This is a genomic window from Gammaproteobacteria bacterium (assembly GCA_022450155.1).
Taxonomy (GTDB): domain Bacteria; phylum Pseudomonadota; class Gammaproteobacteria; order Arenicellales; family UBA868; genus REDSEA-S09-B13.
Window position 1 is genome coordinate 15208 of record JAKUQR010000028.1, and the last position, 22402, is coordinate 37609.

General features: G+C 53.8%; 23 protein-coding genes. 18 read left to right on the forward strand and 5 right to left on the reverse strand.

All coding sequences use genetic code 11. The features are described 5' to 3' along the window. Positions 1-115 precede the first annotated feature (115 nt). Both dnaN and gyrB read left to right on the forward strand, forming a co-directional pair. Positions 116-1216: a DNA polymerase III subunit beta gene (dnaN, locus tag MK323_12900; protein MCH2483049.1), complete on the forward strand. Its 1101-nt coding sequence runs from the start codon at positions 116-118 to the stop codon at positions 1214-1216. A gap of 187 nt (positions 1217-1403) precedes the next feature. Beyond that, positions 1404-3827 (forward strand): DNA topoisomerase (ATP-hydrolyzing) subunit B, encoded by a 2424-nt coding sequence (gyrB, locus tag MK323_12905; GenBank protein MCH2483050.1) that lies wholly within the window; start codon positions 1404-1406, stop codon positions 3825-3827. 16 nt (positions 3828-3843) lie between these two features. Here the strand turns inward: gyrB and apaG are convergent, their stop codons facing one another. Genes apaG through MK323_12930 form a run of 5 tightly spaced genes read right to left on the reverse strand, consistent with a single transcriptional unit; the run spans position 3844 to position 8220 of the window. After that, a complete protein-coding gene (gene apaG / locus MK323_12910) occupies positions 3844-4221 on the reverse strand; it encodes a Co2+/Mg2+ efflux protein ApaG (GenBank protein ID MCH2483051.1) in 378 nt (125 codons plus the stop codon). An 18-nt stretch (positions 4222-4239) separates the two neighbouring features. Continuing rightward, positions 4240-5055, reverse strand: coding sequence for a symmetrical bis(5'-nucleosyl)-tetraphosphatase (locus tag MK323_12915; GenBank protein ID MCH2483052.1), 816 nt, complete (start codon positions 5053-5055; stop codon positions 4240-4242). A gap of 18 nt (positions 5056-5073) precedes the next feature. Next, the gene (locus MK323_12920; protein ID MCH2483053.1) at positions 5074-5898 is read right to left on the reverse strand and encodes a VacJ family lipoprotein; all 825 of its coding nucleotides are present in this window, start codon (positions 5896-5898) and stop codon (positions 5074-5076) included. Between the two features lie 50 nt (positions 5899-5948). Beyond that, positions 5949-7535, reverse strand: a complete 1587-nt coding sequence (locus tag MK323_12925) for a TolC family outer membrane protein (GenBank protein MCH2483054.1) — start codon at positions 7533-7535, stop codon at positions 5949-5951. 31 nt (positions 7536-7566) lie between these two features. Beyond that, on the reverse strand, positions 7567-8220 hold the full coding sequence (locus tag MK323_12930; GenBank protein MCH2483055.1) for a protein-L-isoaspartate O-methyltransferase: 654 nt from the start codon (positions 8218-8220) through the stop codon (positions 7567-7569). A gap of 485 nt (positions 8221-8705) precedes the next feature. Here MK323_12930 and MK323_12935 point away from each other — a divergent pair, with 485 nt between their 5' ends. The 16 genes from MK323_12935 to MK323_13010 all read left to right on the forward strand — a co-directional run. Further along, positions 8706-9098 (forward strand): ATP synthase subunit I, encoded by a 393-nt coding sequence (locus MK323_12935; protein MCH2483056.1) that lies wholly within the window; start codon positions 8706-8708, stop codon positions 9096-9098. Between the two features lie 6 nt (positions 9099-9104). Then, on the forward strand, positions 9105-9965 hold the full coding sequence (gene atpB, locus MK323_12940; protein MCH2483057.1) for a F0F1 ATP synthase subunit A: 861 nt from the start codon (positions 9105-9107) through the stop codon (positions 9963-9965). 63 nt (positions 9966-10028) lie between these two features. Then, on the forward strand, positions 10029-10265 hold the full coding sequence (gene atpE / locus MK323_12945; protein MCH2483058.1) for a F0F1 ATP synthase subunit C: 237 nt from the start codon (positions 10029-10031) through the stop codon (positions 10263-10265). Between the two features lie 30 nt (positions 10266-10295). Then, a complete protein-coding gene (locus MK323_12950) occupies positions 10296-10766 on the forward strand; it encodes a F0F1 ATP synthase subunit B (GenBank protein ID MCH2483059.1) in 471 nt (156 codons plus the stop codon). Positions 10767-10801: 35 nt separating this feature from the next. Then, entirely contained in the window at positions 10802-11338 is a 537-nt protein-coding gene (locus MK323_12955; GenBank protein MCH2483060.1) for a F0F1 ATP synthase subunit delta, read from the forward strand. 42 nt (positions 11339-11380) lie between these two features. Beyond that, a complete protein-coding gene (gene atpA, locus MK323_12960; protein MCH2483061.1) occupies positions 11381-12922 on the forward strand; it encodes a F0F1 ATP synthase subunit alpha in 1542 nt (513 codons plus the stop codon). A gap of 39 nt (positions 12923-12961) precedes the next feature. Next, positions 12962-13825, forward strand: a complete 864-nt coding sequence (gene atpG / locus MK323_12965; protein ID MCH2483062.1) for a F0F1 ATP synthase subunit gamma — start codon at positions 12962-12964, stop codon at positions 13823-13825. A gap of 44 nt (positions 13826-13869) precedes the next feature. Beyond that, complete coding sequence (gene atpD / locus MK323_12970; GenBank protein MCH2483063.1) at positions 13870-15249, forward strand: F0F1 ATP synthase subunit beta; 1380 nt, start codon at positions 13870-13872, stop codon at positions 15247-15249. Between the two features lie 20 nt (positions 15250-15269). Next, positions 15270-15695 carry a F0F1 ATP synthase subunit epsilon gene (locus MK323_12975; GenBank protein ID MCH2483064.1) on the forward strand — a complete coding sequence of 142 codons (426 nt, stop codon included), beginning with the start codon at positions 15270-15272 and terminating at the stop codon, positions 15693-15695. Positions 15696-15729: 34 nt separating this feature from the next. After that, entirely contained in the window at positions 15730-16209 is a 480-nt protein-coding gene (locus MK323_12980) for a peptidylprolyl isomerase (protein MCH2483065.1), read from the forward strand. Between the two features lie 59 nt (positions 16210-16268). After that, complete coding sequence (gene glmU / locus MK323_12985; protein ID MCH2483066.1) at positions 16269-17645, forward strand: bifunctional UDP-N-acetylglucosamine diphosphorylase/glucosamine-1-phosphate N-acetyltransferase GlmU; 1377 nt, start codon at positions 16269-16271, stop codon at positions 17643-17645. Positions 17646-17700: 55 nt separating this feature from the next. Then, on the forward strand, positions 17701-19530 hold the full coding sequence (glmS, locus tag MK323_12990) for a glutamine--fructose-6-phosphate transaminase (isomerizing) (GenBank protein MCH2483067.1): 1830 nt from the start codon (positions 17701-17703) through the stop codon (positions 19528-19530). Between the two features lie 391 nt (positions 19531-19921). Beyond that, positions 19922-20305, forward strand: a complete 384-nt coding sequence (locus MK323_12995; GenBank protein ID MCH2483068.1) for a sel1 repeat family protein — start codon at positions 19922-19924, stop codon at positions 20303-20305. Positions 20306-20348: 43 nt separating this feature from the next. After that, a complete protein-coding gene (locus MK323_13000) occupies positions 20349-21005 on the forward strand; it encodes a toxin-antitoxin system YwqK family antitoxin (protein MCH2483069.1) in 657 nt (218 codons plus the stop codon). A gap of 405 nt (positions 21006-21410) precedes the next feature. Then, positions 21411-21977, forward strand: a complete 567-nt coding sequence (locus tag MK323_13005) for a molecular chaperone Tir (protein ID MCH2483070.1) — start codon at positions 21411-21413, stop codon at positions 21975-21977. A gap of 52 nt (positions 21978-22029) precedes the next feature. Beyond that, positions 22030-22402: hypothetical protein (locus tag MK323_13010; GenBank protein MCH2483071.1), on the forward strand; the 373-nt coding region annotated here is incomplete at its 3' end.

Sequence of the window (22402 nt, forward strand, 5' to 3'; positions counted from 1 at the left end):
TTTGATCCACAGCATTACACACACGACCATTTATTATTATCCCTTTGTTTTTATTGATTAAAATAACTTAATCTCTTTATCAACAGGCTTAATTACATTAGTTAACAAACTATCTATGAAATTATTAATAGAACGAGACCAACTATTAACACCACTCACTACCGTTACCAGCGTAGTAGAGCGGAGACAAACACTGCCTATTTTGGCGAACGTGTTGGTACAACTGGACAGCAACACTCTCACGCTGACCGGCACCGATCTGGAGGTAGAAACCACCATTGAAACCACTGTTCTAGATGGCAGTGACGGTCAGTGCACCGTGACCGCTCGTAAACTGCTCGACATTACTCGTGCGCTACCCGAAAACGCAAAACTGGAATTCAGCACAGAAGGAAGCAAGCTGAAAATTAAGTCGGGACAGAGCCGCTTCACCTTGCAGACCCTGCCAGCTGCCGATTTCCCGCGGCTCGAGACGGAGAACTGGGAGGAACGGGTTCGCCTGGAGCAATCAGCGCTGCGGAGCCTTTTCGACAAAACAGCCTTTTCGATGGCGCAACAGGACGTCCGGTATTTTTTAAATGGTGTGCTGATTGAACTGGATGGTGACACGATGATCTCCGTAGCGACGGATGGACACCGGCTGGCGCGCAGCCGAACCAAACTACCCGCTGCTGCTGGGGCGCAGCGTCAGGTTATCGTTCCGCGGAAGGCTGTTCTGGAGCTCAACCGATTCCTGGCCGACGGTGGAGACGAGATAACGCTGGAACTTAATCCAAATCACGTGCGATTCAGCCGACCCGGCGCACAATTGACAAGCAAACTGATCGATGGAAAATTCCCGGACTATAAAGCCGTCATGTCGCAAGTCCTGTCACAAAAAATGGTCGCTGACCGGGAACAGCTCCACGAAGTGCTGGCGAGAACTTCGGTGCTGACCAACGAAAAATATCGGGGCATCCGGCTGAATTTATCCAACGGCTGTTTGAAGCTGTCGGCACACAATCCAGACCATGAAGAAGCCAGTGACGAGGTGAGCGTGGATTATGAAGGCGACAGCCTGGAGATTGGATTCAACGTGACTTACCTGATGGATGCGTTGCGGGCCATGTCGACAAAGACCGTAGAGGCCGAGTTGCACGACGGCAACAGCGGGTGCATGCTTCACGAGCCTGATGATGATGACACGCTGTACCTGATCATGCCCATGCGATTGTAGATAAGTAGGACCCTACAACAGCCTGCCGGGTTTCGGTGTTTCACGTGAAACCATAGGCTTGAAGCCCAGGTACCTGTGAGATCCGTTGTTTCACGTGAAACACCGTGAAAAGCCCATAAAATAGCCGTTTCTGCGGCCTAGCAACCCTCGTTTGTGATAGAATAAAAGCCCACCATAAGGAGTATTTATGAGCAGTCAACCAGTCTACGACGAAAGCAGCATTAAGGTTCTGAAAGGGCTGGAAGCGGTCCGCAAGCGGCCCGGCATGTATATCGGTGACACCGATGACGGCACTGGCCTTCACCACATGGTTTTCGAAGTGGTCGATAACTCCATAGACGAAGCACTCGCTGGCCACTGCCAAGAAATTACCGTGACGATACACGCTGACGAGACGGTGTCGGTGGTGGACGACGGCAGGGGCATCCCGACCGGGGTGATTGCAGAAGAAGGGCGTTCTGCGGCGGAAGTTATCATGACCCAACTGCACGCCGGAGGGAAATTTGACCAGAATTCCTACAAAATGTCTGGCGGTTTACACGGTGTGGGTGTTTCGGTGGTTAACGCGTTGTCATCCAGCCTCAGGCTGATAATTCATCGGGGGGGTCAAACATATCGCCAAGATTACCAAAGGGGGGTCCCGACCGGACCGCTGACCGAGATTGGTGACACTGCCCGCACTGGCACGGAAGTTCATTTTAGACCCGACTCGCAGGTGTTCACGGATCTCGTGTTACACCACGATATTCTGGCGAAGCGACTCCGGGAGTTGGCCTTCCTCAATTCGGGCGTCCGAAACAAATTGGTGGACGAACGAGCGGGAACAGAGGAAGTCTTTGAATATAAAGGCGGAATCAAGGCGTTTGTCGAACACCTAGGAAGCAAGAAAAACAAGCTCCACCCAACAGTGTTGGCGTTCAGCGCGGGACGGGACCACGTTCAGCTTGAGCTCGCGCTGCAGTGGAACGACAGCTATCAGGAAAATGTTTTCTGCTACACCAACAATATCCCACAGAGCGACGGGGGTGCTCATCTGGAGGGCCTACGCGCCGCCATGACCAGAACGCTGGGCCGTTATATGGAGGCCAGTGGAGCCGCGAAGCGGGCCCGCGTGGATTTAAAAGGCGAAGACTGTCGGGAAGGCCTGACGGCTGTGTTGGCGGTGAAGGTGACGGATCCGAAGTTCTCGTCTCAGACCAAGGAAAAACTCGTTTCCTCAGATGTCAGGGGGCCGGTCGAATCGCTGATTACCGAGTATCTCGGGGCGTTTTTGCTTGAGCGGCCGACAGAAGCCAAAGCGATCGTCGACAAAATCGCTGATACTGCGCGCGCCCGCGAGGCTGCGCGGCGGGCTCGCGAGATGACCCGCCGAAAAAACGCCCTAGAAATGAGCGGTTTGCCGGGCAAGCTCGCGGATTGCCAAGAAAAAGACCCGGCGCAGAGCGAGATTTACCTGGTGGAAGGAGACTCCGCTGGTGGGTCAGCCAAGCAGGCGCGCGACAGGCGCTACCAGGCCATCCTCCCCCTTAAAGGAAAGATCCTGAACGTGGAAAAGGCGCGTTTTGACCGAATGCTGGCCTCCGATGAGGTCACGACGCTGATCACTGCGCTGGGTACCGGAATCGGCAAGGATGATTTCGATGTCAGCAAACTGCGGTATCACAGGATCATCATCATGACCGATGCAGATGTCGACGGGTCGCACATCCGAACTCTGCTGCTGACATTCTTCTACCGCCAGATGCCCGAACTGCTGGAAAGAGGCCACGTGTTCATCGCGCAACCGCCGCTGTACAAGGTCTCTCTGCGCAAGAAAGAGACCTACCTGAAGGACGACGACGAGATGAATCGTTATCTCCTGGGGTTGGCGATGGAGGGGGCGAAACTCCAGCGACGAGATGAACCCAGGGCGGTGTTGGACGGCCCCGAGCTCAAGGCACTGTGTACCGAATACTTCGCGATTAAGTCCGCGATTAACCGGCTGGCCCGACGCTACCAGACCGAAGTGCTATGGGCGCTCAGTGCCTTGACGCCATTAGGTCAGAAGGGCCAACCAACCGAGCAAGACCAGGCTGAATTCGTACAATTATTGAATACCAGGCTATCAGGGGTTACAGGACAGGGCGCCCCCCAGTATCGCGTTCACTTCGATACTACCGATGGCGTGGGGCAGTGGTCGCTGGTGGTAGAGAGCGAGCACCACGGGCAGTACCGTCAGACTCGACTGCCCGCTGAGTTTTTCGATACCCAGGAATATGGATCTATGATTGCGCTGGGCCAGCGACTGGACACTTTAGTGGGTTCGCAACCGACGGTGGTTCGAGGCGATAAAGAGACGGCAGTAGAGGATTTTGCCGGCGCCATTGAGTGGCTGATGTCAGAGGCCAGGCGCGGCCTGACGGTGCAACGCTATAAGGGGTTGGGCGAGATGAATCCCGACCAATTGTGGGAAACGACGATGGATGCCAGTCAGCGGACACTGTGCCGAGTACAGATTGAAGACGCCGTTGGTACCGATGAGATCTTTAGCGTCCTGATGGGCGATGATGTAGAACCGCGTCGCGCGTTCATCGAGCGCAACGCCTTTGCCGTGCACCACTTAGATATATAATAAAATCAATTACTTATCAGTGAAGGGTGCGAGGCGCTGAAAGCACAAAACGCGGAATGGTGGCGTCGAACGTACGGCCGTCTTCAGCCACCATCTGGTAAGTACCGTGCATCGTGCCCACGGGCGTCTCAATGACCGCACCGGACGTATAGCGAAAACCCTCCCCAGGTTTGAGCACCGGCTGTTCACCGACTACGCCCTCACCTTCGACCTCTTCGGTTCGGTTATCAGCATCGGTGATGAACCAGTGCCGAGAAATGAGTTGGGCGGTGACAGAGCCGCGGTTTACCAGGGTGATGGTATAGGCAAAAACAAACCGGTCTTCATCGGGTTCAGAGTGTTCAGCGACATAGGTCGTTTCGACCTGAACGTCGATGTCGTAGGGGTTTTCCATAATATTGACGCTCCTGTTCTACCGGCCACAACGGACAGTTACGATGTTACCGTTTTCTGACTGCAGATGCATTGCTGCCAGTTGCCGACCCCAGACACAGCCACCATCTATGCAGTAGAGCGTCCGCTGTTGGTAAATACCAAGATCTGACCAGTGTCCAAAGATTATCCGCGTATTGCCCAGTGGTTGCCCGTTTATATCAAACCAGGGCTTGAGCGGGGCCGGCGCTGCGGCGGGCAACCCCTTGAATTCCAGTTCAAGGTCAAGATCCGGCGTGCAGTAACGCATCCGGGTAAATGCATTGGTAATGAAGCGCAGGCGGTCCCAGCCGGTTAACCGATCATCCCAGCGGGCCGGGGCGTTTCCGTAGATGTGGGCAAGAAAGTCCAGCCACTGGTCTGAGCGTAATATGTTTTCTACTTCGTGGGCCAACAACAGTCCCTGATGCAGCGACCAGCCCGGATAAAGCCCGGCGTGCAGCAGCGCTGCATTCAGGCCGGAGTCGAAATGGGCCAGGGGCAGGTGGCGGATAAAATCGGTCAGTTCATCTAAATCAGGGGCGTGCAGTAGATGATCAAGCCGGTAGGTAGGCTTATTTTGGTGCAGCCCTGCCGATAGGGCCAAGAAATGAAGGTCGTGATTCCCCAACACCACGGTTGCCCGACCCTTTAACGATTTGACGAATCGGAGCACAGCCTCGGAATTGGGGCCACGACTGACAAGATCGCCCACGAACCAGAGGCAGTCAGAATCGGGGTTGTAGCGGATTTTATCGAGCAAGCGCTCAAGACAAGACATACAGCCCTGAACGTCGCCAATGGCCCAGGTGGCCAACGTCGAACTCAGCCCAGCTCAGTCACTGAGTGGTTCGAGACTCCACGCCCGGCGTTCGGCGGGTGGGAGGTCGTCGTAGATCGCGGCGAGACGCTGTTGCCAGTAAGATTCGCGGACAAACAAGTAGGGATCGAGCTGAAGTTTTAGGATATGGTCTGCGATGAGCAGTTCAGCGCGCGCGTTGAATGTGCGCAGGGCGTAGCCCAGGGTGAGATCACGACCACTGGCGTTATATGACACAGGGTCGGGGTAGATAAACGCCGGGACAAGCGCGACGGCATCACGGACATTGCTGGCCCCCAGCAGCGGTAACACCAAGTAGGGCCCGGACGGCAGTCGCCACCGGGCCAGGGTCTGACCATAGTCCTCTTCGTGCGGCGGCCTGCCAACAGCACCAGCGACGTCGAAAAGGCCGGCAACACCGAGGGTGCTGTTGATAAGCAGTCGTTCAAAGTCGAGGCGACCCTGAGCAAACCGCCCCTGTAATACATCGTTGGCAATCGTTGCGGGCAGCTGCAGGTTGCTAAAAAAATTCCTGACCGACAATCGGACCGCTGACGGCACGGCGTGGGCGTAAACTACAGTGACGGGGCGAATCAAAAAACGGTCCAGGCCATCATTGAAGCCGAAGACCATACGATTCACAGGTTCAAGAGGATCAGTGAGTTGGAGCGGTGAAGGACTGTTATAACCGAGTTTTTCTGAGCTAGCACAACCAGTGAGCAGCAGCGGTAGAATCAGGAGCAGCGCTAGACCGTTGTAGCAGATACCGCTACTCAGGGGCCGCTGACTTAAGTCAAGTCGCCGGATGGCCGAGTATGCCCAACGGTACACGAGTCGCATAGACCGACTATAAGCCCGGCCGAGGTTTCCGAACAGCCTTTACCATCGGATCAGCCAAGCCATCGATTAACCCGTGAAACATCCTCTTCGTTAAGCTGGCCTGCCAGCTGTTCCAGCACCAGGACCTGCAGGACATAATCATAACGCGCTTTGAGGTAGTCTCGTTCGGCCCGGAACAGGTCTCGTTGTGCGTTGAGCACCTCAATGTTGGTGGTTAAGCCTGCGGCAAAGCCTTCTTCTTTGGCCTGAAGCGCGCTTTCTCCGGCGGTAACAGCTTGTGCCAGCGCGGTGATTCGACGCAGCTGACTATTGATACTGAGAAATGCTTGGCGTGTCTTGCGCTGAATTTCTCGGCGAGCCGATTCGTAGCGGGCGCGGGCAGCATTGTGATTCGAAGTCGCTTCTCTGATCTGGGCGTTGATGAGGCCGCCTTGATAGAACGGCAACTTGAACAACAGGGTCAAGCTGGCGTCGGTGCCGTCGGCCGATGCACGGTCAGAGTATTCGGCAGATAGATTCAGCCCCACCGTGAGTCGCCGTAATGCTTGTTGCCGGTCGATCTCTGTTTCAGCCGCCGACGTGTCCAGTGACAGTGCTTTGAGTGACCGATTGTCCAATAGGGCCCGGCCGATCCACAGCCCAGCATCATCAGGCTGTGGCTTCGATAATGCCGCAGCGGGAGACAGTGACAGCAGCGTACCGGGGTCCCTGCCCACCAGGGCGACCAGCACCTGCCGCATGTCGACCAGCACCCGTTGGGCTTCGATACCTTCAGCTACAGAGTATTCGTAGCGGGCCCGGGCGTCGTAAAGATCGGTCCGGGTGCCCAGGCCAACATCGAGCCGCTCTTCGGCGAGTTCCAGCTGTCTACGAATAGCCCGCTGGTTACGCTCTGACAGCTCTAGGTTATCCTGGGCTGAGAGTACCGCAAAATAACTGTTGGCCACGCGTTGAATCAGTGATTCAGCGGCGATCTGGTAGTTAACATCCGCCGCATCAGTCTGCAGGCGTGCTTGCTTGATCAGAAGACGGCTTGAACGGTCGTATATCGATTGCTTGAGTGACACTGTGGCTGATGCGGCCTGATTGGTCAGATCCCTGGAGACGAGTGTGTAGCTGCTCGACGCAGATAAATGTGGCCGGAATGCGGCTAGGGCCTGAGGAATAGCTTCTTGCCCAGCTTCACGCCGGTGGACTTGTGTTGCGAACTCAGGATCGCTGGACCACGCCAGACGATATATGGCCAGCAGGTCGATACCGCTGGTCGTCGACTCTGAAGAAGAGACAATGACCGTTGTCGCTGAATCACGGGCCGTGTCAGTGTCGGTTTGCGCTGGGTTTTCGTTGTCAGTGGTAGCGGAGACGCCTGTAGTGACGGTGGCCGCCTGGGTCTGACTTTCTTCCTCGTCGGATTCGACCGCCGGCGCGCTGGTAATCTTAAGGGACTGGCCGGGGTAGATTACGCCGCTCTCGTCCAGACCGTTCCACGCCATTAGGTCCGCGCAGCGCACCCCGAACAGTTCTGCGATTTCGCACGGCGTGTCCCCAGGTTGCACGGTGTACTGATTCTGGGCTGAAACCCAAGTGCTGCCCGACGCCATCAGAATAACTACGGTGTAAAGGAACGCTTTAATCATGTTGGTTTTGAATCCGCCGTAAATCTTGAGGTTAGAAGGTAAATGCTGAGGGGGTCCGGACATTAATCAGGGGCGGCAAACTGGTGTCAAAAATAGAGTGTTCAGTCGATTCTTCATTATCGCCGCGGCTATAGAGCATAGCCTCCATGACGGGTGACTGGCCAACAATCGCGACCAGCCGACCACCCGGTGCCAGCCGATTGCGGTGGGCACGAGGTGGAACGGGCACCGAGCCGGTGAGAATAATTGCGTCCCAAGCGTCGTCTTCGGTCCAGTCTTCAGCAGCGTCTCCTTCTTCGAACGTGGCGTTGACAATGCCCAGGTTTTCGAGCCGGGTCGCAGCAGGCCTCAGAAAGTCACCATAGATGTCGACGCTTGTAACATGGGCGCAACAACTGGCCAAAAGAGCAGTCAGGTAGCCAGTGCCGGTACCGACCTCGAGGACCCGATCAGTGGACGTTAATGCCAGGGCCTGGGTCAAACGGGCTTCAACCTTGGGCTGCATCATGCACTCACCGTGGCCGATCGGCAGGTTTAAGTCAGCAAACGCCAAATCCCGATCTTTTGGGGGCACAAACAGTTCGCGGGGCAGTTTCTTCAGCAACGCTAATAACGCTGGATCCAGCACCTCCCACGGGCGAATCTGCTGTTCAATCATGTTAAACCGGGCGAGCTCGATATCCATTGTTTGACAGATGGTGACTAAGAAAGCTAAAAATTTTATCACAGGCATGGGCGTAGTAGCGGACACCTGTGCCTAGAACAACCGCTGCTGGCTACGGCATCAGTGAGCTTTAGTCAGCCGAATAAAATCTTCTCGACCAGGACAGCTCATTTCGGATTTAATACCAAGCGGGTAAGACAATAAATCTGTGACAACAGGAGAACTTCGGGACAGGCAGATCAGATCCAACACAAGCTCGACAGGATGCTGGCAGAACGCAGACAGCAGGGTCAGCAAAGATGCCCATGAATACGCGGTTATGGCGAACCCTGTAGGACAGTTTCTGAAGGCCCCGGGCGCGTGTTGACCGTGTTTGGGCGCTCACCTATACTGCGCGACCCCTGCGGCGGTGTACCGGCCTTGTTTTAGTATCTGCGCCGGAGCGTTTATCTCGCGTATTGGTCATCGTGAGGCAGCGTGATTGAGGCGATGAAACAACAGACAGTGTGCCGGGCGAGAACGTGTTAAGACGAGTGCTGGCAGCACAGTGTGGGGTGACGGCGCTACTGGCGCTCGCCCTCTGGCTATTCGGACCGAATCTTCTGCACTCGGCATTGGTCGGTGCCGGAATCGGCGTGGCTGGGAATGGGTATGCGGCTTGGCGTGTGTTTGCTGGCAGTCGCTCGAACAATGGATCGGTTGCGATGTTCGAGCTTTACCGGGCGGAATTTAGCAAACTCGTAATCATCGGCGTACTGTGCGGGTGTGCTTTTATAGCCCTTGAAGATTTGAACTTTGCTGCCTTTCTGGGCGGGTTGGTCTCGGCGACCCTCGCGTCTGTGGTTACAGCGGCGACACATACGGTCGAGTTACCGGAACAAGTGGGAAGACAGATTTAAACAGCAATGGCCAGCGACAGCCTGACAACGACCGGCTACATCAAGCATCACCTACAGAACCTGGCCTATGGCCAGCATCCGGACGGTACATGGGGATTGGCGCACAGCGCTGCCGAAGCAAGAGAAATGGGCTTCTGGGCAATCCATCTCGACACGATGTTTTGGTCAGTGATATTGGGCGCGCTCTTCCTCTGGTTATTCGGCAAGGCGGCCCGCAAAGCAACAGCGGACACGCCGAGCGGCTGGTTGAATTTCGTCGAGTGGATCATCGAATTTATCGACGACAATGTACGCGGTTCTTTTTCAGGAAAGAACGATCTCATCGCCCCGCTGTCACTGACGCTTTTCGTCTGGATCCTGCTCATGAACCTGATGGACCTGGTGCCAGTGGACTGGATTCCACAGATTGCGCATCTGTTGGGCATTGAGTACATGAAGGTGGTGCCCACAACTGACCCCAATGCGACCTTTGGTATGGCGCTGGGGGTATTCCTGCTGACGCTTTACTACAGTATCAAGGTGAAGGGGCCACTGGGTTTCGCGGCTGAGCTGACGATGCAGCCGTTCCAGGCCACCAACCCGGTACTGAAAATCATTCTGATGCCAATCAATTTCTTCTTAGAGTTCGTCAGCCTGATTGCAAAGCCGCTATCACTGTCTTTGCGGCTTTTCGGTAATCTCTTTGCTGGCGAGATGATATTTATTTTGATTGCCTTGCTGTTCTCAGGGGGACTGGCTTTTGCTGTGGTGGGCGGCGTTCTGCAGTTAGGATGGGCTATTTTTCATATTCTGATCGTGCTATTGCAGGCATTTATATTTATGACCCTGACTATTGTTTATCTCGAAATGGCGCACAGCCACCACTGAGCGGCCCAGCATCAAGCGAAGAATTATTGGTATCAAGCTGACTTTTCTTAATAGGAGAAACTCATGGAAATTGCTTTACTCTACGTTGCCGGCGCGGTTCTGCTCGGTTTAGCCGGTGTGGGCGTCGGTGTGGGTGTGGGCGTGCTCGGCGCACGATTCCTGGAGGGCATCGCCCGACAGCCAGAGCTGCTGCCGATGCTCAGGACCCAGTTCTTCATCGTTATGGGCTTGGTGGATGCTATCCCGATTATCGGTGTGGCCATCGCGCTCTACATCATGTTCGCCGTAGTGGGCGGTTAATAACTTGGCTTTTTCGGACGGAAACAGGTTATGAACATCAACTTGACGCTGATCGGGCAGACTATTGCATTTGCGGTCTTCGTCTGGTTCTGCATGAAGTTTGTTTGGCCGCCTATCATTACAGCACTGAACGAACGCAAAACCCGGATCGCTGATGGCCTTGCCGCGGCGGATGAAGGTCAGCGTGAGAAGGCGCGGGCAGAAGAATACGCCGCAGAGGCTCTTGAAGAAGCCAAGGGACAAGCGCAGGAAATCATACGCAGAGCAGAACGACGCGAGACAGAAATCGTCGAGGAAGCCAAGTCTACTGCACGCACTGAGGGCGACCGTATTCTCACGGCTGCGCGGGGCGAGATCGACAAGGAAATCAATCAGGCGCGCGAAGCTTTGCGAGCACAACTCGCTACCTTGGTGGTTGCCGGTGCAGGACAGATTCTGGGTCGAGAAGTGGGTGAAAGTGATCACGCTAAGCTGATCGATGATCTCGCCCAGGAACTTTAGCCGGTATCGGCGGATACCTATGAAGCGCGAAATCTATGGCTGAACTTTCAATTATTGCAAGACCCTATGCACAGGCGGTTTTCGAGCTTGCTAAAGCAAGTGGGGACTATTCCCGTTGGTCACAAGCACTCGAATTTCTGGCCGCAGTAGCAATGGACCCAGATATGGGCGCATTGTTCAACAACCCCAGAGTATCAAGGCGCGAGCTCGCTGTTGTGATAACGGAAATTTGCAGTGAGCGGCTCGATGAGAACGCCCGGAATCTGGTGCGATTGCTGGCGCAGAACCAACGTCTTCACGCCTTGCCCTCAATTGCCGAGCAATACGAGCACCTACGCGCAGAAGCTGAGCGGACAATCCAGGCAGAACTGGAATCCGCATTGCCGGTAACCGAAAGTCAGCAGCAGCGGATCGCCGAGGCGCTTAGCGAACGTATGGGCCGACGCGTGGAACTGGCGGTAAGAATTAATGAATCACTCCTCGGCGGTGCTGTCGTACGCGCCGGGGACCTGGTGATCGACGGCTCGGTTCGGGCCAGACTCGAGAAACTGGCCACCGCCATCAGCGGCTGATCGGCCACAAACGGAGCGATTGAGAGGAATTCAGGTATGTCCATGCAGCTAAACCCCTCCGAAATCAGCGAACTGATTAAGGAACGGATCAAGGATTTCGATGCCAGTGCCGAAGCCCGCACAGAAGGCACCGTGGTGAGTTTGACAGACGGCATTACGCGTATTCATGGCCTGGCGGATGCCATGCAGGGTGAAATGTTGGAGTTTCCAAACGATACGTTCGGTCTTGCGCTTAATCTTGAACAGGACTCTGTCGGCGCTGTGGTGCTCGGAGACTACGAGCATATCGTCGAGGGTGATACCGTCAAATGTACCGGCCGAATCCTACAAGTGCCGATCGGAGTTGAGCTGCTTGGCCGGGTTGTGGATTCACTCGGCGTACCGATTGATGGCAAAGGCAATATTGACACAACGCAGACATCGCCGATTGAAAAGGTGGCGCCAGGTGTGATCAGTCGTCAGTCCGTCTCAGAACCGGTACAGACCGGCCTTAAATCAATTGATGCCATGGTTCCAGTTGGACGCGGCCAACGCGAACTGATCATAGGTGACCGACAGACCGGGAAAACCGCGGTAGCGATTGATACGATCATCAATCAGAAAGGCACCGGGATCAAATGCATTTATGTCGCCATCGGACAAAAAGCGTCGTCGGTGGCCAACGTGGTGAACAAGCTGGAAGAACATGGCGCTATGGCACATACGATCGTGGTTTGTGCTTCAGCAGCCGAGTCGGCGGCGATGCAATACATCGCACCCTACTCCGGCTGCGCCATGGGCGAATATTTCAGAGACAAAGGCGAAGACGCTCTCATCATTTATGACGACCTGACCAAGCAAGCCTGGGCTTATAGACAGGTGAGTCTGTTGTTGCGCCGTCCACCGGGTCGAGAAGCTTATCCTGGCGATGTGTTTTATCTTCACTCAAGGCTGCTGGAGCGAGCTGCCCGGATCAACGCCGATGAAGTGGAAAAGCTCACAGACGGGCAAGTCAAGGGACAGACTGGATCGCTAACGGCACTGCCGATAATCGAGACGCAAGCTGGGGACGTCTCGGCCTTCGTACCCACCAACGTCATCTCCATCACCGATGGGCAGATTTTTCTGGAAACTGATCTTTTCAACGCAGGCATACGTCCAGCCATCAATGCCGGGTTGTCAGTCTCCCGAGTCGGCGGCGCAGCACAATGCGCGTTGATCAAGAAGCTGGGCGGTGGGATTCGGCTCGCACTCGCACAGTATCGTGAACTGGCTGCGTTTTCCCAGTTTGCCTCTGATCTGGATGAAGCAACTCGTCGGCAGCTGGAAAGGGGTGAGCGGGCGACCGAGATGATGAAGCAGAAGCAGTATTCACCCATGTCAGTGGCGGAGATGGGCGTCAGCTTGTTTGCAGTCAACGAAGGCTATCTCGATGATGTTGAAGTCAAAAAGGTCGTGGACTTCGAGCAGGCGCTGCTAAGCCATATGATAAGTCAGCAATCAGACCTGATCGAGGCGCTGAATCGCGATCAGGAGTATGACGATGATATCGCTGAAAAGCTTCACGCGGCCCTGAAGGACTTCAAGGCCAACGGCAGCTGGTAACCGGACCTATCCACAAAGATTACGGCAAGATAACAGGAAATGGCTGGCGGTAAAGAAATTCGGACCAAGATCAAGAGTATCCAGAATACTCAGAAGATCACCAAAGCGATGGAAATGGTCGCGGCCAGCAAAATGCGTCGTGCTCAGGAGCGCATGCATCAGGCCCGACCCTATGCCGAGAAAATGCGCGACGTGATCGCTCATGTATCGCAGGCTAATCTGGAATATAAACACAGTTTTACGCTAGAACGCCCAGCTAAACGCGTAGGTTTCATCATCGTATCCAGCGATCGGGGTCTTTGCGGTGGCCTTAACATCAACCTGTTCCGGGACGTTGTGAATGCGCTGATCGAATGGCAATCGCAGAGCGCCGAGATTGATCTGACGACGATCGGTTCTAAGGGCCTTCAGTTTTTCAAACGGGTTGGCGCCAACATTGTTTCAGAGGCGACACGGCTGGGAGACACCCCGCATCTGGACGAGCTGATTGGCCCGGTTAAGGTTATGCTGGACGCCTATACTGACAACCACATAGATCGCTTGTACCTTGTGCATAACCACTTTAAATCGACCATGTCGCAGACGCCGCAGCTGGAACAGTTATTGCCGATCCATGCCGAGCAGCCGGACGAAAACCTGTCTCACTACTGGGATTATCTCTACGAACCAGATGCGAAAGACGTGGTAGACGCCTTGATGACGCGGTATATCGAATCGCTGGTTTATCAGGGCGTGGTCGAAAACATTGCCTGTGAAATGGCGGCCCGAATGGTGGCGATGAAATCAGCGTCGGATAACGCGGGTGACATGATCGACGAGCTGCAATTGGTCTACAACAAGGCGCGTCAGGCATCGATTACCCAAGAAATTTCAGAGATCGTCGGCGGAGCGGCGGCTGTCTGATAGAACCCGCAATAAACTCGACCAGTTTTAATGAGGAAGACACTATGAGTAACGGAAACATTGTAGAGATTATCGGCGCAGTCGTAGACGTCGAGTTTCCAAGGGAGTCTGTTCCCAAGATCTATGATGCACTGGCGGTCTCAGAAACCGGCCTGACCCTTGAAGTCCAGCAGCAGTTGGGCGATGGGGTGGTTCGGACTATTGCAATGGGGTCCAGCGATGGCCTAAAGCGCGGAATCGAAGTCACCAATACCGGGGCACCAATCACGGTACCAGTCGGTGAAGCAACCCTCGGTCGTATCCTTGACGTGCTGGGCAAACCGGTCGATGAAGGCGGCCCGGTTGAATCACCCCATGTCCTGCCCATCCACCGCAAGGCCCCGGGCTTTGCCGACCAGGCGCCCAGCATCGAGATTCTTGAAACCGGCATTAAGGTCATCGATCTGATCATGCCGATCGCCAAAGGCGGCAAGATCGGATTGTTTGGCGGCGCTGGTGTGGGCAAAACGGTAACGATTATGGAGTTGATCAACAACATCGCCAAAGAGCATTCTGGCCTGTCGGTTTTTGCCGGGGTGGGTGAGCGCACTCGTGAAGGGAACGATTTCTACCACGAGATGAAAGAATCAGGTGTGCTGGACAAGGTTTCGATGGTCTTTGGCCAGATGAACGAACCGCCGGGCAACCGTCTTCGTGTGGGCCTGACCGGGCTCACAATAGCGGAGCACTTTCGTGATGAAGGCCGCGATGTGCTGCTTTTCATCGATAACATCTACCGCTACACGTTGGCAGGTACCGAAGTATCTGCACTACTCGGCCGGATGCCCTCTGCCGTGGGCTATCAACCGACGCTGGCTGCCGAGATGGGTATTCTCCAAGAGCGTATCACCTCAACCCGCACGGGCTCGATTACCTCGTTCCAGGCCGTTTACGTGCCCGCGGACGACCTGACGGATCCATCACCGGCGACAACATTTGCTCATTTGGATGCCACCCTGGTGCTGTCGAGGCAGGTGGCAGAGCTCGGTATCTATCCCGCGGTTGATCCGCTCGATTCGACCAGCCGACAGCTGGATCCTCTGGTGGTCGGTCAGGAACATTACGATACTGCTCGAGCGGTTCAGGTTACACTGCAGCGCTACAAAGAACTGCGCGACATTATCGCTATTCTGGGCATGGATGAGCTGTCTGAAGAGGATAAGCTGAGCGTCGGCCGCGCCCGTAAAATTCAGCGCTTTTTGTCCCAGCCGTTCTTTGTAGCTGAGACCTTTACCAGTTCACCGGGCAAGTTCGTGGCCCTAAAAGACACCATCCGCGCATTTCAGGGCATCGTCGACGGTGAGTATGATGACCTGCCAGAACAAGCGTTCTATATGGTGGGTGGAATCGAAGAAGCTGTTGAGAAGGCAAAAACCGTCATCTGATTAAAGGCGGATCCCAGCACATGGCCAATACCATCAGAGTTAATATCGTCAGTGCCGAACAAGATGTATGGTCCGGAGAAGGCACCATGGTGTTTGCGCCTGCCGAGATGGGAGAGATCGGCATTGCGCCACAACACGCTCCGCTGCTGACACGTCTCAAGCCCGGCGAAATTCGAGTACAGCAGGAATCTGGTGAAGAGCAGTTTTTCTTTGTTTCCGGTGGCATGCTAGAGGTCCAGGGGCATGTTGTGACTGTGCTTTCGGATACGGCGCTCAGAGCCAAAGACCTCGATGAGGCCGCAGCGCTCGAAGCACAGCGCAGAGCCGAACAGGCGTTAGCCGACCGCGGCGGCGAACTGGAACTGGCAAAGGCTAAGGCCGAGCTGATACAAGCAGCCGCACAACTACGTGCCATCAACAAACTTCGCGGCCGAGGCCGCGCCTGATAACAGGCCGCCGACCACGCGGCGATCGTTTAAGATGTCGTCTTTGCTGGTTACTGAAAACAAGTTCGTCTCAATCGTTTATACGATTAGAGACAGCAGCGGTACGATCGTGGAGTACAGCGATCTACCGGTTTGCTATGTGCATGGCGTCAGTAGCAGTCCATTGTTTCCACAAGTCGAAACTGCCTTGGAGGGTCTGTGCAAAGGAGAACAGGTCGACGTATTTCTGACATCCTCTGAAGCGTTTGGGGATCATGATCCGGACCTGATCTACTTCGATGAACTTGATAACACGCCCGAAGAGCTGCATTTTGTCGGTGCTGAAGGGGATGCCGAGAATGACCAGGGCGAGATCCTGCATTTTGTCGTCACCGATATCAACGACGGCAAAATTACAGTCGATGGAAATCACCCATTGGCTGGTCAGGATATAACTTTTACAGCACGCGTTGCCGATATCCGGGACGCAACAGCGGAAGATATCAGCGAGCAGGTCCAGCAGCTCTTTCACTGAGCCGCAAACCACTGCTAAGGCGACTGTATCCGCCAGCTGTTTACAGTAATATCCCCATCATGACCTTCGAAGTGATCGTGCTTGCAGCAGGCAAAGGCACGCGCATGCAATCGCGCGAACCTAAGGTTATGCAGGACCTCGCAGGTAGATCGTTATTCAGCCACGTAATGACCACCGCAGCCGGGTTACAGCCCTCTCACATACACGTGGTCCATGGGCACGACGACGGCGTTTTACAGCGTGCGGTCCAGCAATTGTCCGGTGTGAACTGGGTTTGTCAGGATCAACAGCTGGGAACAGCCCACGCCGTATTGCAAGCGCTACCGGCAGTGAATCCGGAGTCCGACGTCCTGGTGCTTTACGGTGATGTACCATTGATCAAACAACCTACCCTGGCGTCACTCGTGGCCGCTGTCGCAGGCAGGAACCTGGTTGTACTGACAGCACATGTGCCGGAGCCCGGTGGCTATGGCCGTGTGGTCAGGGGGCGCGACGGATCTGTCGCGCGCATCGTAGAGGAGCGAGATGCCAACGAGGATGAAAAAGCAATCTGCGAAATCAACACAGGATTTATCGCTGCGCCTGCGACAGTGTTAAGCAGACTGCTGGAGCGAATTGGTAACGAAAATGACCAGGGTGAGTATTACCTCACCGATGCCGTCGGCCACGCGGTCGAGAGCGGCACGCCTGTGCTGACGCACACGACGACAGATATTGATGAGGTCAGCGGCGTCAATACAGCCCAGCAGCTTGCACGCCTGGAGCGCGCTTACCAGGCGCGTCAGGCTGAAGAACTGATGCGCGCGGGATTGTGTTTACGGGACCCGATCCGATTCGATTTGCGCGGCACAATGGAGTTCGGTACCGACTGTATGATTGATGTCAATGTGTTGTTGGTGGGCCACGTTGTCTTGGGCAACAATGTCACGATTGGTACTAACTGTACCGTAGTGGACAGCGAATTAGGGGATGGTGTTAGCGTCAAACCGAATAGTGTGATTGAAGGTGCCAGAGTTGGTTCGGACTGCAGCATCGGCCCGTTTGCACGGTTACGCAGCGGGACCGTGCTGGCGAAGGGAGCCCGCGTTGGAAATTTCGTAGAACTCAAGGAAACCCGCATGGGTGAGGGATCTAAAGCCAACCATCTGGCTTACGTTGGTGATGCTGAAATAGGACGAAACGTGAATATTGGTGCGGGCGTGATTACTTGCAACTATGACGGTGCCAATAAACACAAGACCCTGATCGGCGACGATGCGTTTATAGGTTCGGACAGTCAGTTGGTGGCGCCGGTAGAAGTCGGACCTGGGGCAACCGTTGGTGCCGGATCTACGTTGACAGGTAACGCGCCGGCCGGGAAACTTACGTTGAGTCGGAGCAAGCAGGTCACGCGGGATAATTGGCAAAGACCACAGAAAAAGGATCAGGTAAAGTAGCTGAAAGCTGCCTAGCTGGACAATTACAGATTATCAGCATGCGGTCGGTCTCAAAATGTGCGGAATAATTGGCGCGGTCTCAGGGGCCGATGTGGCGCCATTTTTGCTGAAGGGATTACAGCGACTGGAATACCGAGGCTACGATTCCGCCGGTGTCGTGGTTATCAATGATGCTGGCGGGTTCGATCGTTCACGGGCTGTTGGAAAGGTTGAAATGCTAGAGCAGGCCCTGTCGCATAGAAATCTCTCTGGCTCGACAGGACTCGCCCACACACGCTGGGCGACTCATGGTGCTGTCACCGAACTAAATGCACATCCGCACATCTGCCAAGACACGCTGGCGCTGGTTTGTAACGGCATAGTCGAGAACCACGACGAACTGCGGCAGGCGCAGACGGACTACGGCTTGGTTTTTACTTCCGAAACCGATACTGAAGTAGTGGTGCATCAGATCTACATGCACCTGAACACGGGTCAGGATCTCGCAGAAGCAGTCCGCAGCACGGTTCAGGAACTAGATGGCAGTTTTGCGCTGGGGGTTGTTCAAGCCACAGAACCCGGCCGCATGATCGCCGCCCGTCAGGGACCACCACTGATCATAGGATTGGGCAAAGACGAATTTTTCATCGCGTCCGACATAGCTGCCCTGCTTTCAGTGACCCGCCGGTACATCGTGATGGAGAACGGTGACATTGCCGATATTCGGAACGGCACGTGCACGATTCGTGATGCTCGTGGTAATCCCGTAGAGCGGCCTGTGCGGGAAAGCAACCAGTCCGGCGGCGATGTCGAACTGGGGGAGTTTTCTCATTACATGCACAAGGAGATCCACGAACAACCCCGAGCTGTTGCGGATACGCTTGAAGGGCGCCTGGCCGGAGATCGTGTCCTTGAACAGGCTTTCGGCCCGCAGGCGATGAATATTTTCAACCAGACGCAACAGGTGCAAATCATTGCCAGTGGCACGAGTTATCATGCTGGGCTCGTCGCCAAACACTGGTTTGAATACGTCGGTGTGCCTTGTGAAGTGGAAGTCGGCAGCGAGTACCGCTATCGGCGTCATGCGCCACGCGGTGGAACGCTCCTTGTGACGATTTCCCAATCGGGTGAGACAGCAGATACCCTCGCCGCGTTGGTAGAAGCCCAACGTCAGGGAATTGTAGGCTCGTTGGTGGTGTGCAATACGCCGGAATCCTCTCTCGTGCGGGAGTCAGACTTAAGTTTTATGACCCATTCAGGCCCTGAGATCGGGGTTGCATCCACCAAGACCTTCACTGCTGCCATGACTGGGCTGATGATGCTGGCACTGGTGCTCTCGCGGCGCCATGGCTTCGACGCAGGCTTTGAAGCGCACGTGGTCAAACAACTGAGATCGCTGCCAAGTGCGTTGGAAAAAGTTCTGGACATCGAGGATGAAATCGCCCAGATGGCGAAAGCATTCGGTAACAAGGCCAACGCGCTGTTCCTGGCCCGCGGGGCGCATTACCCAATTGCTCTGGAAGGGGCACTGAAACTCAAAGAGATTTCCTATATTCATGCCGAAGCCTACCCTGCAGGTGAACTCAAGCATGGCCCGCTTGCTTTGGTTGATGAGCACATGCCAATTGTCGCCGTTGCGCCGAACGACGCGCTGCTGGAGAAGCTGAAATCGAATCTGGCTGAAGTGCGGGCCCGTGGCGGGCGGTTATTCGTTTTTGCTGATCCGGAAACCGGCTTCGAGCGTGAGGAAGATCTTGAGCTGATTCACGTGGCCCAGGTGGACAGTGCAGTGGCGCCCATTGTGTTCACACTGCCGATGCAGTTGTTGGCCTATCATGCGGCCTTGATCAAGGGCACGGATGTGGATAAGCCGCGCAACCTCGCCAAGTCGGTTACCGTGGAGTAGTGGGGGTCGGGGGTAATCAAACCCCCCAAAATACCGAGGTTTTCCTAACTTTCGTCCTTTCTGTCCGTGCTACCCATCTCTGGGTCGCACCATATTCGCAGTATCAGCAGTTCCTATACGGCACCATTAGTGATTTCAGGCAAAAAGGGTGGAATTACCGGCACATTGCCGACTGGTTGAACCAGAACGATTACAAGACCCCACGGGGTAAGATGTTTCACGGGTCACACGCACACTCCATCGTTAAGAAGAAAAAGACCAGAGAAGTTAGATTGAACCATCGGTATGAACCAAAACTGTCTAACTTTGCCCTCCGGTTCGTTGATAAAACCCTTATCAATCAATAACCGACATACCTACCATCCCAGACATTCCGTCCTAAACTACCCCGATGAAAAACCTGACCCTCACTATCTGCTTGACCCTTGCGGTTCTTTTGGGAGGTTTGGGGTGTAGTGGGGGTGGAGATTACGAGAAGGGAGTTGCTGCTTATAACAGGGATGACTTCGCAACTGCTCTGCGTGAATGGACACCTCTTGCCGAACAGGGGGATGCCGATGCCCAATACAATCTCGGTGTAATGTACCGCAAAGGACACGGTGTTCCACAGGACAAAGTCTATGCCCATATTTGGTATAACATTGCCGCAACATCTGGGAACAAAAAAGCGATCAAAAACAGAGACATCCTTGCTGAAGAAATGACCCCTGCCCAAATAGAAAAGGCACAAGACCTTGCCCGTGAATGTATTCGTAAGAAATACAAAGGGTGTTGAGTGGATTTGTAACTCTACAAACTAAAGACGACTTTCATCCTCGATGAAACAAATCCTCACAACGATAGACGACTTGGTGGAACGGGACGGTCTTTACTACAAAGAGTTTACCGATGTTCCGTTTACGGGGGACATTACGGATAAAACAACACAGGGAACATTCAGAAACGGGGAAAAAGAAGGTCCTTGGGTCGAATACCAAGACAACGGACAGTTATCGTATGAAGGAACCTACAAGGACGGTATACAAGAAGGTCCTTGGGTCCAGTACTACGAAGACGGACAGTTATCGTACAAAGGAACCTACAAGGTCGGTGAAGAAGAAGGTCCTTGGGTCTATTACCACGACAACGGACAGGTGTGGTACGAAGGAACCTACAAGGATGGTATACAAGATGGTCCGTGGGTTGAATACTGGAAGAACGGACAGTTACGTTGGAAAGGCAACTACAAGGACGGTAAGGAAGATGGACCTTGGGTTCATTACTACCCCAACGGACAGTTATCGTCCAAAGGAACCTACAAGGATGGTGAGAAAAAAGGTCCTTGGGTCCTTTACTGGTACAAAGGACAGTTATCGTCCAAAGGAACCTACAAGGATGGTGAGAAAGAAGGTCCTTGGGTCTATTACCTTCCTGACGGACAGTTATCGGACAAAGGAACCTACAAGGACGGTGAGTTAGTAAAACAATATCAATAGACCCCTCGTTTTACGGAGGGGTTCATTCATAGTTTGATGGTGGTTTCTTTTTACCTAAAACTTGATACGGACCGAATAGTTTCTCGATCTTTTCTGTATTGACCCATTTCTTCTTTCGTTTTTCTAACGACTTCTCTCGCACCTTCATTGAGAAGGACCCGACGATATCCCCCGAAACTGTCTAATTTTGCCCTCCGATTTGTGGATAGAACCCTTATCAATCAATAACCGACATACCTTCGCATTCCCGGAACTCCCAAATTCCCGGTAGTATTGTGTGGATAGGACCATTGGAAGTCTTGGGTATTACAACTATGAATAGAACCCGACCACTCTTTCTTTTTTGCTTTCTCGTGCTCGCAAGTCTATTCGCATACAACTGGTATGCGAATGAGGTGACTATCGATGGGTGAAATAACTATTGATTGGGAGGAAGGAACTTACACTGGGGAAGTGTCCAATAATGTCCCGAATGGTGAGGGTACCTACACATTTGACGATGGAGACAAGTATGTCGGGGAATTCAAGGATGGACTACCGAATGGTCAGGGCAGCTACACCTATCCCGATGGAGCAAAGTATGTTGGGGAATTCAAGGACGGTAGAAGGAATGGTCAGGGCACTTACACCTATCTTGATGGGAACAAGTATGTCGGTCAATGGAAGGACGGGAACTTTCATGGTCAGGGCACCGAAACTTATCCTGATGGAAGAAAGTATGTCGGGGAATACAAGGACGACAAAAAGCATGGTCAGGGCACCTACACCTTTGCCAGTAAAGAAAACTTAGGGGACACATATGTCGGGGGATGGAAAGACAATAAGAAGCATGGTCAGGGCACCTACACATTTGCCAGTGGATCAAAGTATGTCGGGGAATTCAAGGACGGCAACCCTTGGAAAGGAACCGAATGCGACAAAGATGGAACTGTAATTACGACCTATTCGGAAGGTGTTGAGACAAAGATATAAGATGAGAGAAAGGTTTACAGTTTTAGTGGGATGTTGGGAATAACATAACGTGATGAAACGTCTGTTTGCCATCGGTCTATCTCTTTTGATGTTAGTCAGTTCCTATGCGTATTCCAACCTACTCGACGAATTCATTAAGATGGAGAAAGTTGCTTATAAAGGGCAAACCTTTCCTCAGATTGCAGTCTATTTTGCCAAAAGCGGACACAAAAACTCAGCAATTCTCTATTTGGATACAGACAAACATCTACGAATTGTTGTTGAGGCATTTCTGAATGGGAAATGGCAAAAACCGAAATGTGGAAAAATAAAAGATGGCCTATTCGTCAATCACATTGGTAGGCCGGTTGACATAATTTCAGAACCGCATCGTGGCCTTTCAATCTTCTGTTTCTGGCAGGGCGAGTATGGGATTGAGCAAAATT

Excerpts from the sequence above, each read along its gene's own strand:
- dnaN (MCH2483049.1), top strand. The coding sequence starts at position 116 with ATGAAATTATTAATAGAACGAGACCAACTATTAACACCACTCACTACC.
- MK323_12955 (MCH2483060.1), top strand. The coding sequence starts at position 10,802 with ATGGCTGAACTTTCAATTATTGCAAGACCCTATGCACAGGCGGTTTTC.
- MK323_12950 (MCH2483059.1), top strand. The coding sequence starts at position 10,296 with ATGAACATCAACTTGACGCTGATCGGGCAGACTATTGCATTTGCGGTC.
- gyrB (MCH2483050.1), top strand. The coding sequence starts at position 1,404 with ATGAGCAGTCAACCAGTCTACGACGAAAGCAGCATTAAGGTTCTGAAA.
- MK323_13005 (MCH2483070.1), top strand. The coding sequence starts at position 21,411 with ATGGGTGAAATAACTATTGATTGGGAGGAAGGAACTTACACTGGGGAA.
- MK323_12995 (MCH2483068.1), top strand. The coding sequence starts at position 19,922 with ATGAAAAACCTGACCCTCACTATCTGCTTGACCCTTGCGGTTCTTTTG.
- glmS (MCH2483067.1), top strand. The coding sequence starts at position 17,701 with ATGTGCGGAATAATTGGCGCGGTCTCAGGGGCCGATGTGGCGCCATTT.
- MK323_12975 (MCH2483064.1), top strand. The coding sequence starts at position 15,270 with ATGGCCAATACCATCAGAGTTAATATCGTCAGTGCCGAACAAGATGTA.
- atpG (MCH2483062.1), top strand. The coding sequence starts at position 12,962 with ATGGCTGGCGGTAAAGAAATTCGGACCAAGATCAAGAGTATCCAGAAT.
- MK323_12920 (MCH2483053.1), bottom strand. The coding sequence starts at position 5,898 with ATGCGACTCGTGTACCGTTGGGCATACTCGGCCATCCGGCGACTTGAC.
- glmU (MCH2483066.1), top strand. The coding sequence starts at position 16,269 with ATGACCTTCGAAGTGATCGTGCTTGCAGCAGGCAAAGGCACGCGCATG.
- MK323_12980 (MCH2483065.1), top strand. The coding sequence starts at position 15,730 with ATGTCGTCTTTGCTGGTTACTGAAAACAAGTTCGTCTCAATCGTTTAT.
- atpB (MCH2483057.1), top strand. The coding sequence starts at position 9,105 with ATGGCCAGCGACAGCCTGACAACGACCGGCTACATCAAGCATCACCTA.
- atpA (MCH2483061.1), top strand. The coding sequence starts at position 11,381 with ATGCAGCTAAACCCCTCCGAAATCAGCGAACTGATTAAGGAACGGATC.
- MK323_13000 (MCH2483069.1), top strand. The coding sequence starts at position 20,349 with ATGAAACAAATCCTCACAACGATAGACGACTTGGTGGAACGGGACGGT.
- MK323_12930 (MCH2483055.1), bottom strand. The coding sequence starts at position 8,220 with ATGGATATCGAGCTCGCCCGGTTTAACATGATTGAACAGCAGATTCGC.
- apaG (MCH2483051.1), bottom strand. The coding sequence starts at position 4,221 with ATGGAAAACCCCTACGACATCGACGTTCAGGTCGAAACGACCTATGTC.
- atpD (MCH2483063.1), top strand. The coding sequence starts at position 13,870 with ATGAGTAACGGAAACATTGTAGAGATTATCGGCGCAGTCGTAGACGTC.
- atpE (MCH2483058.1), top strand. The coding sequence starts at position 10,029 with ATGGAAATTGCTTTACTCTACGTTGCCGGCGCGGTTCTGCTCGGTTTA.
- MK323_12925 (MCH2483054.1), bottom strand. The coding sequence starts at position 7,535 with ATGATTAAAGCGTTCCTTTACACCGTAGTTATTCTGATGGCGTCGGGC.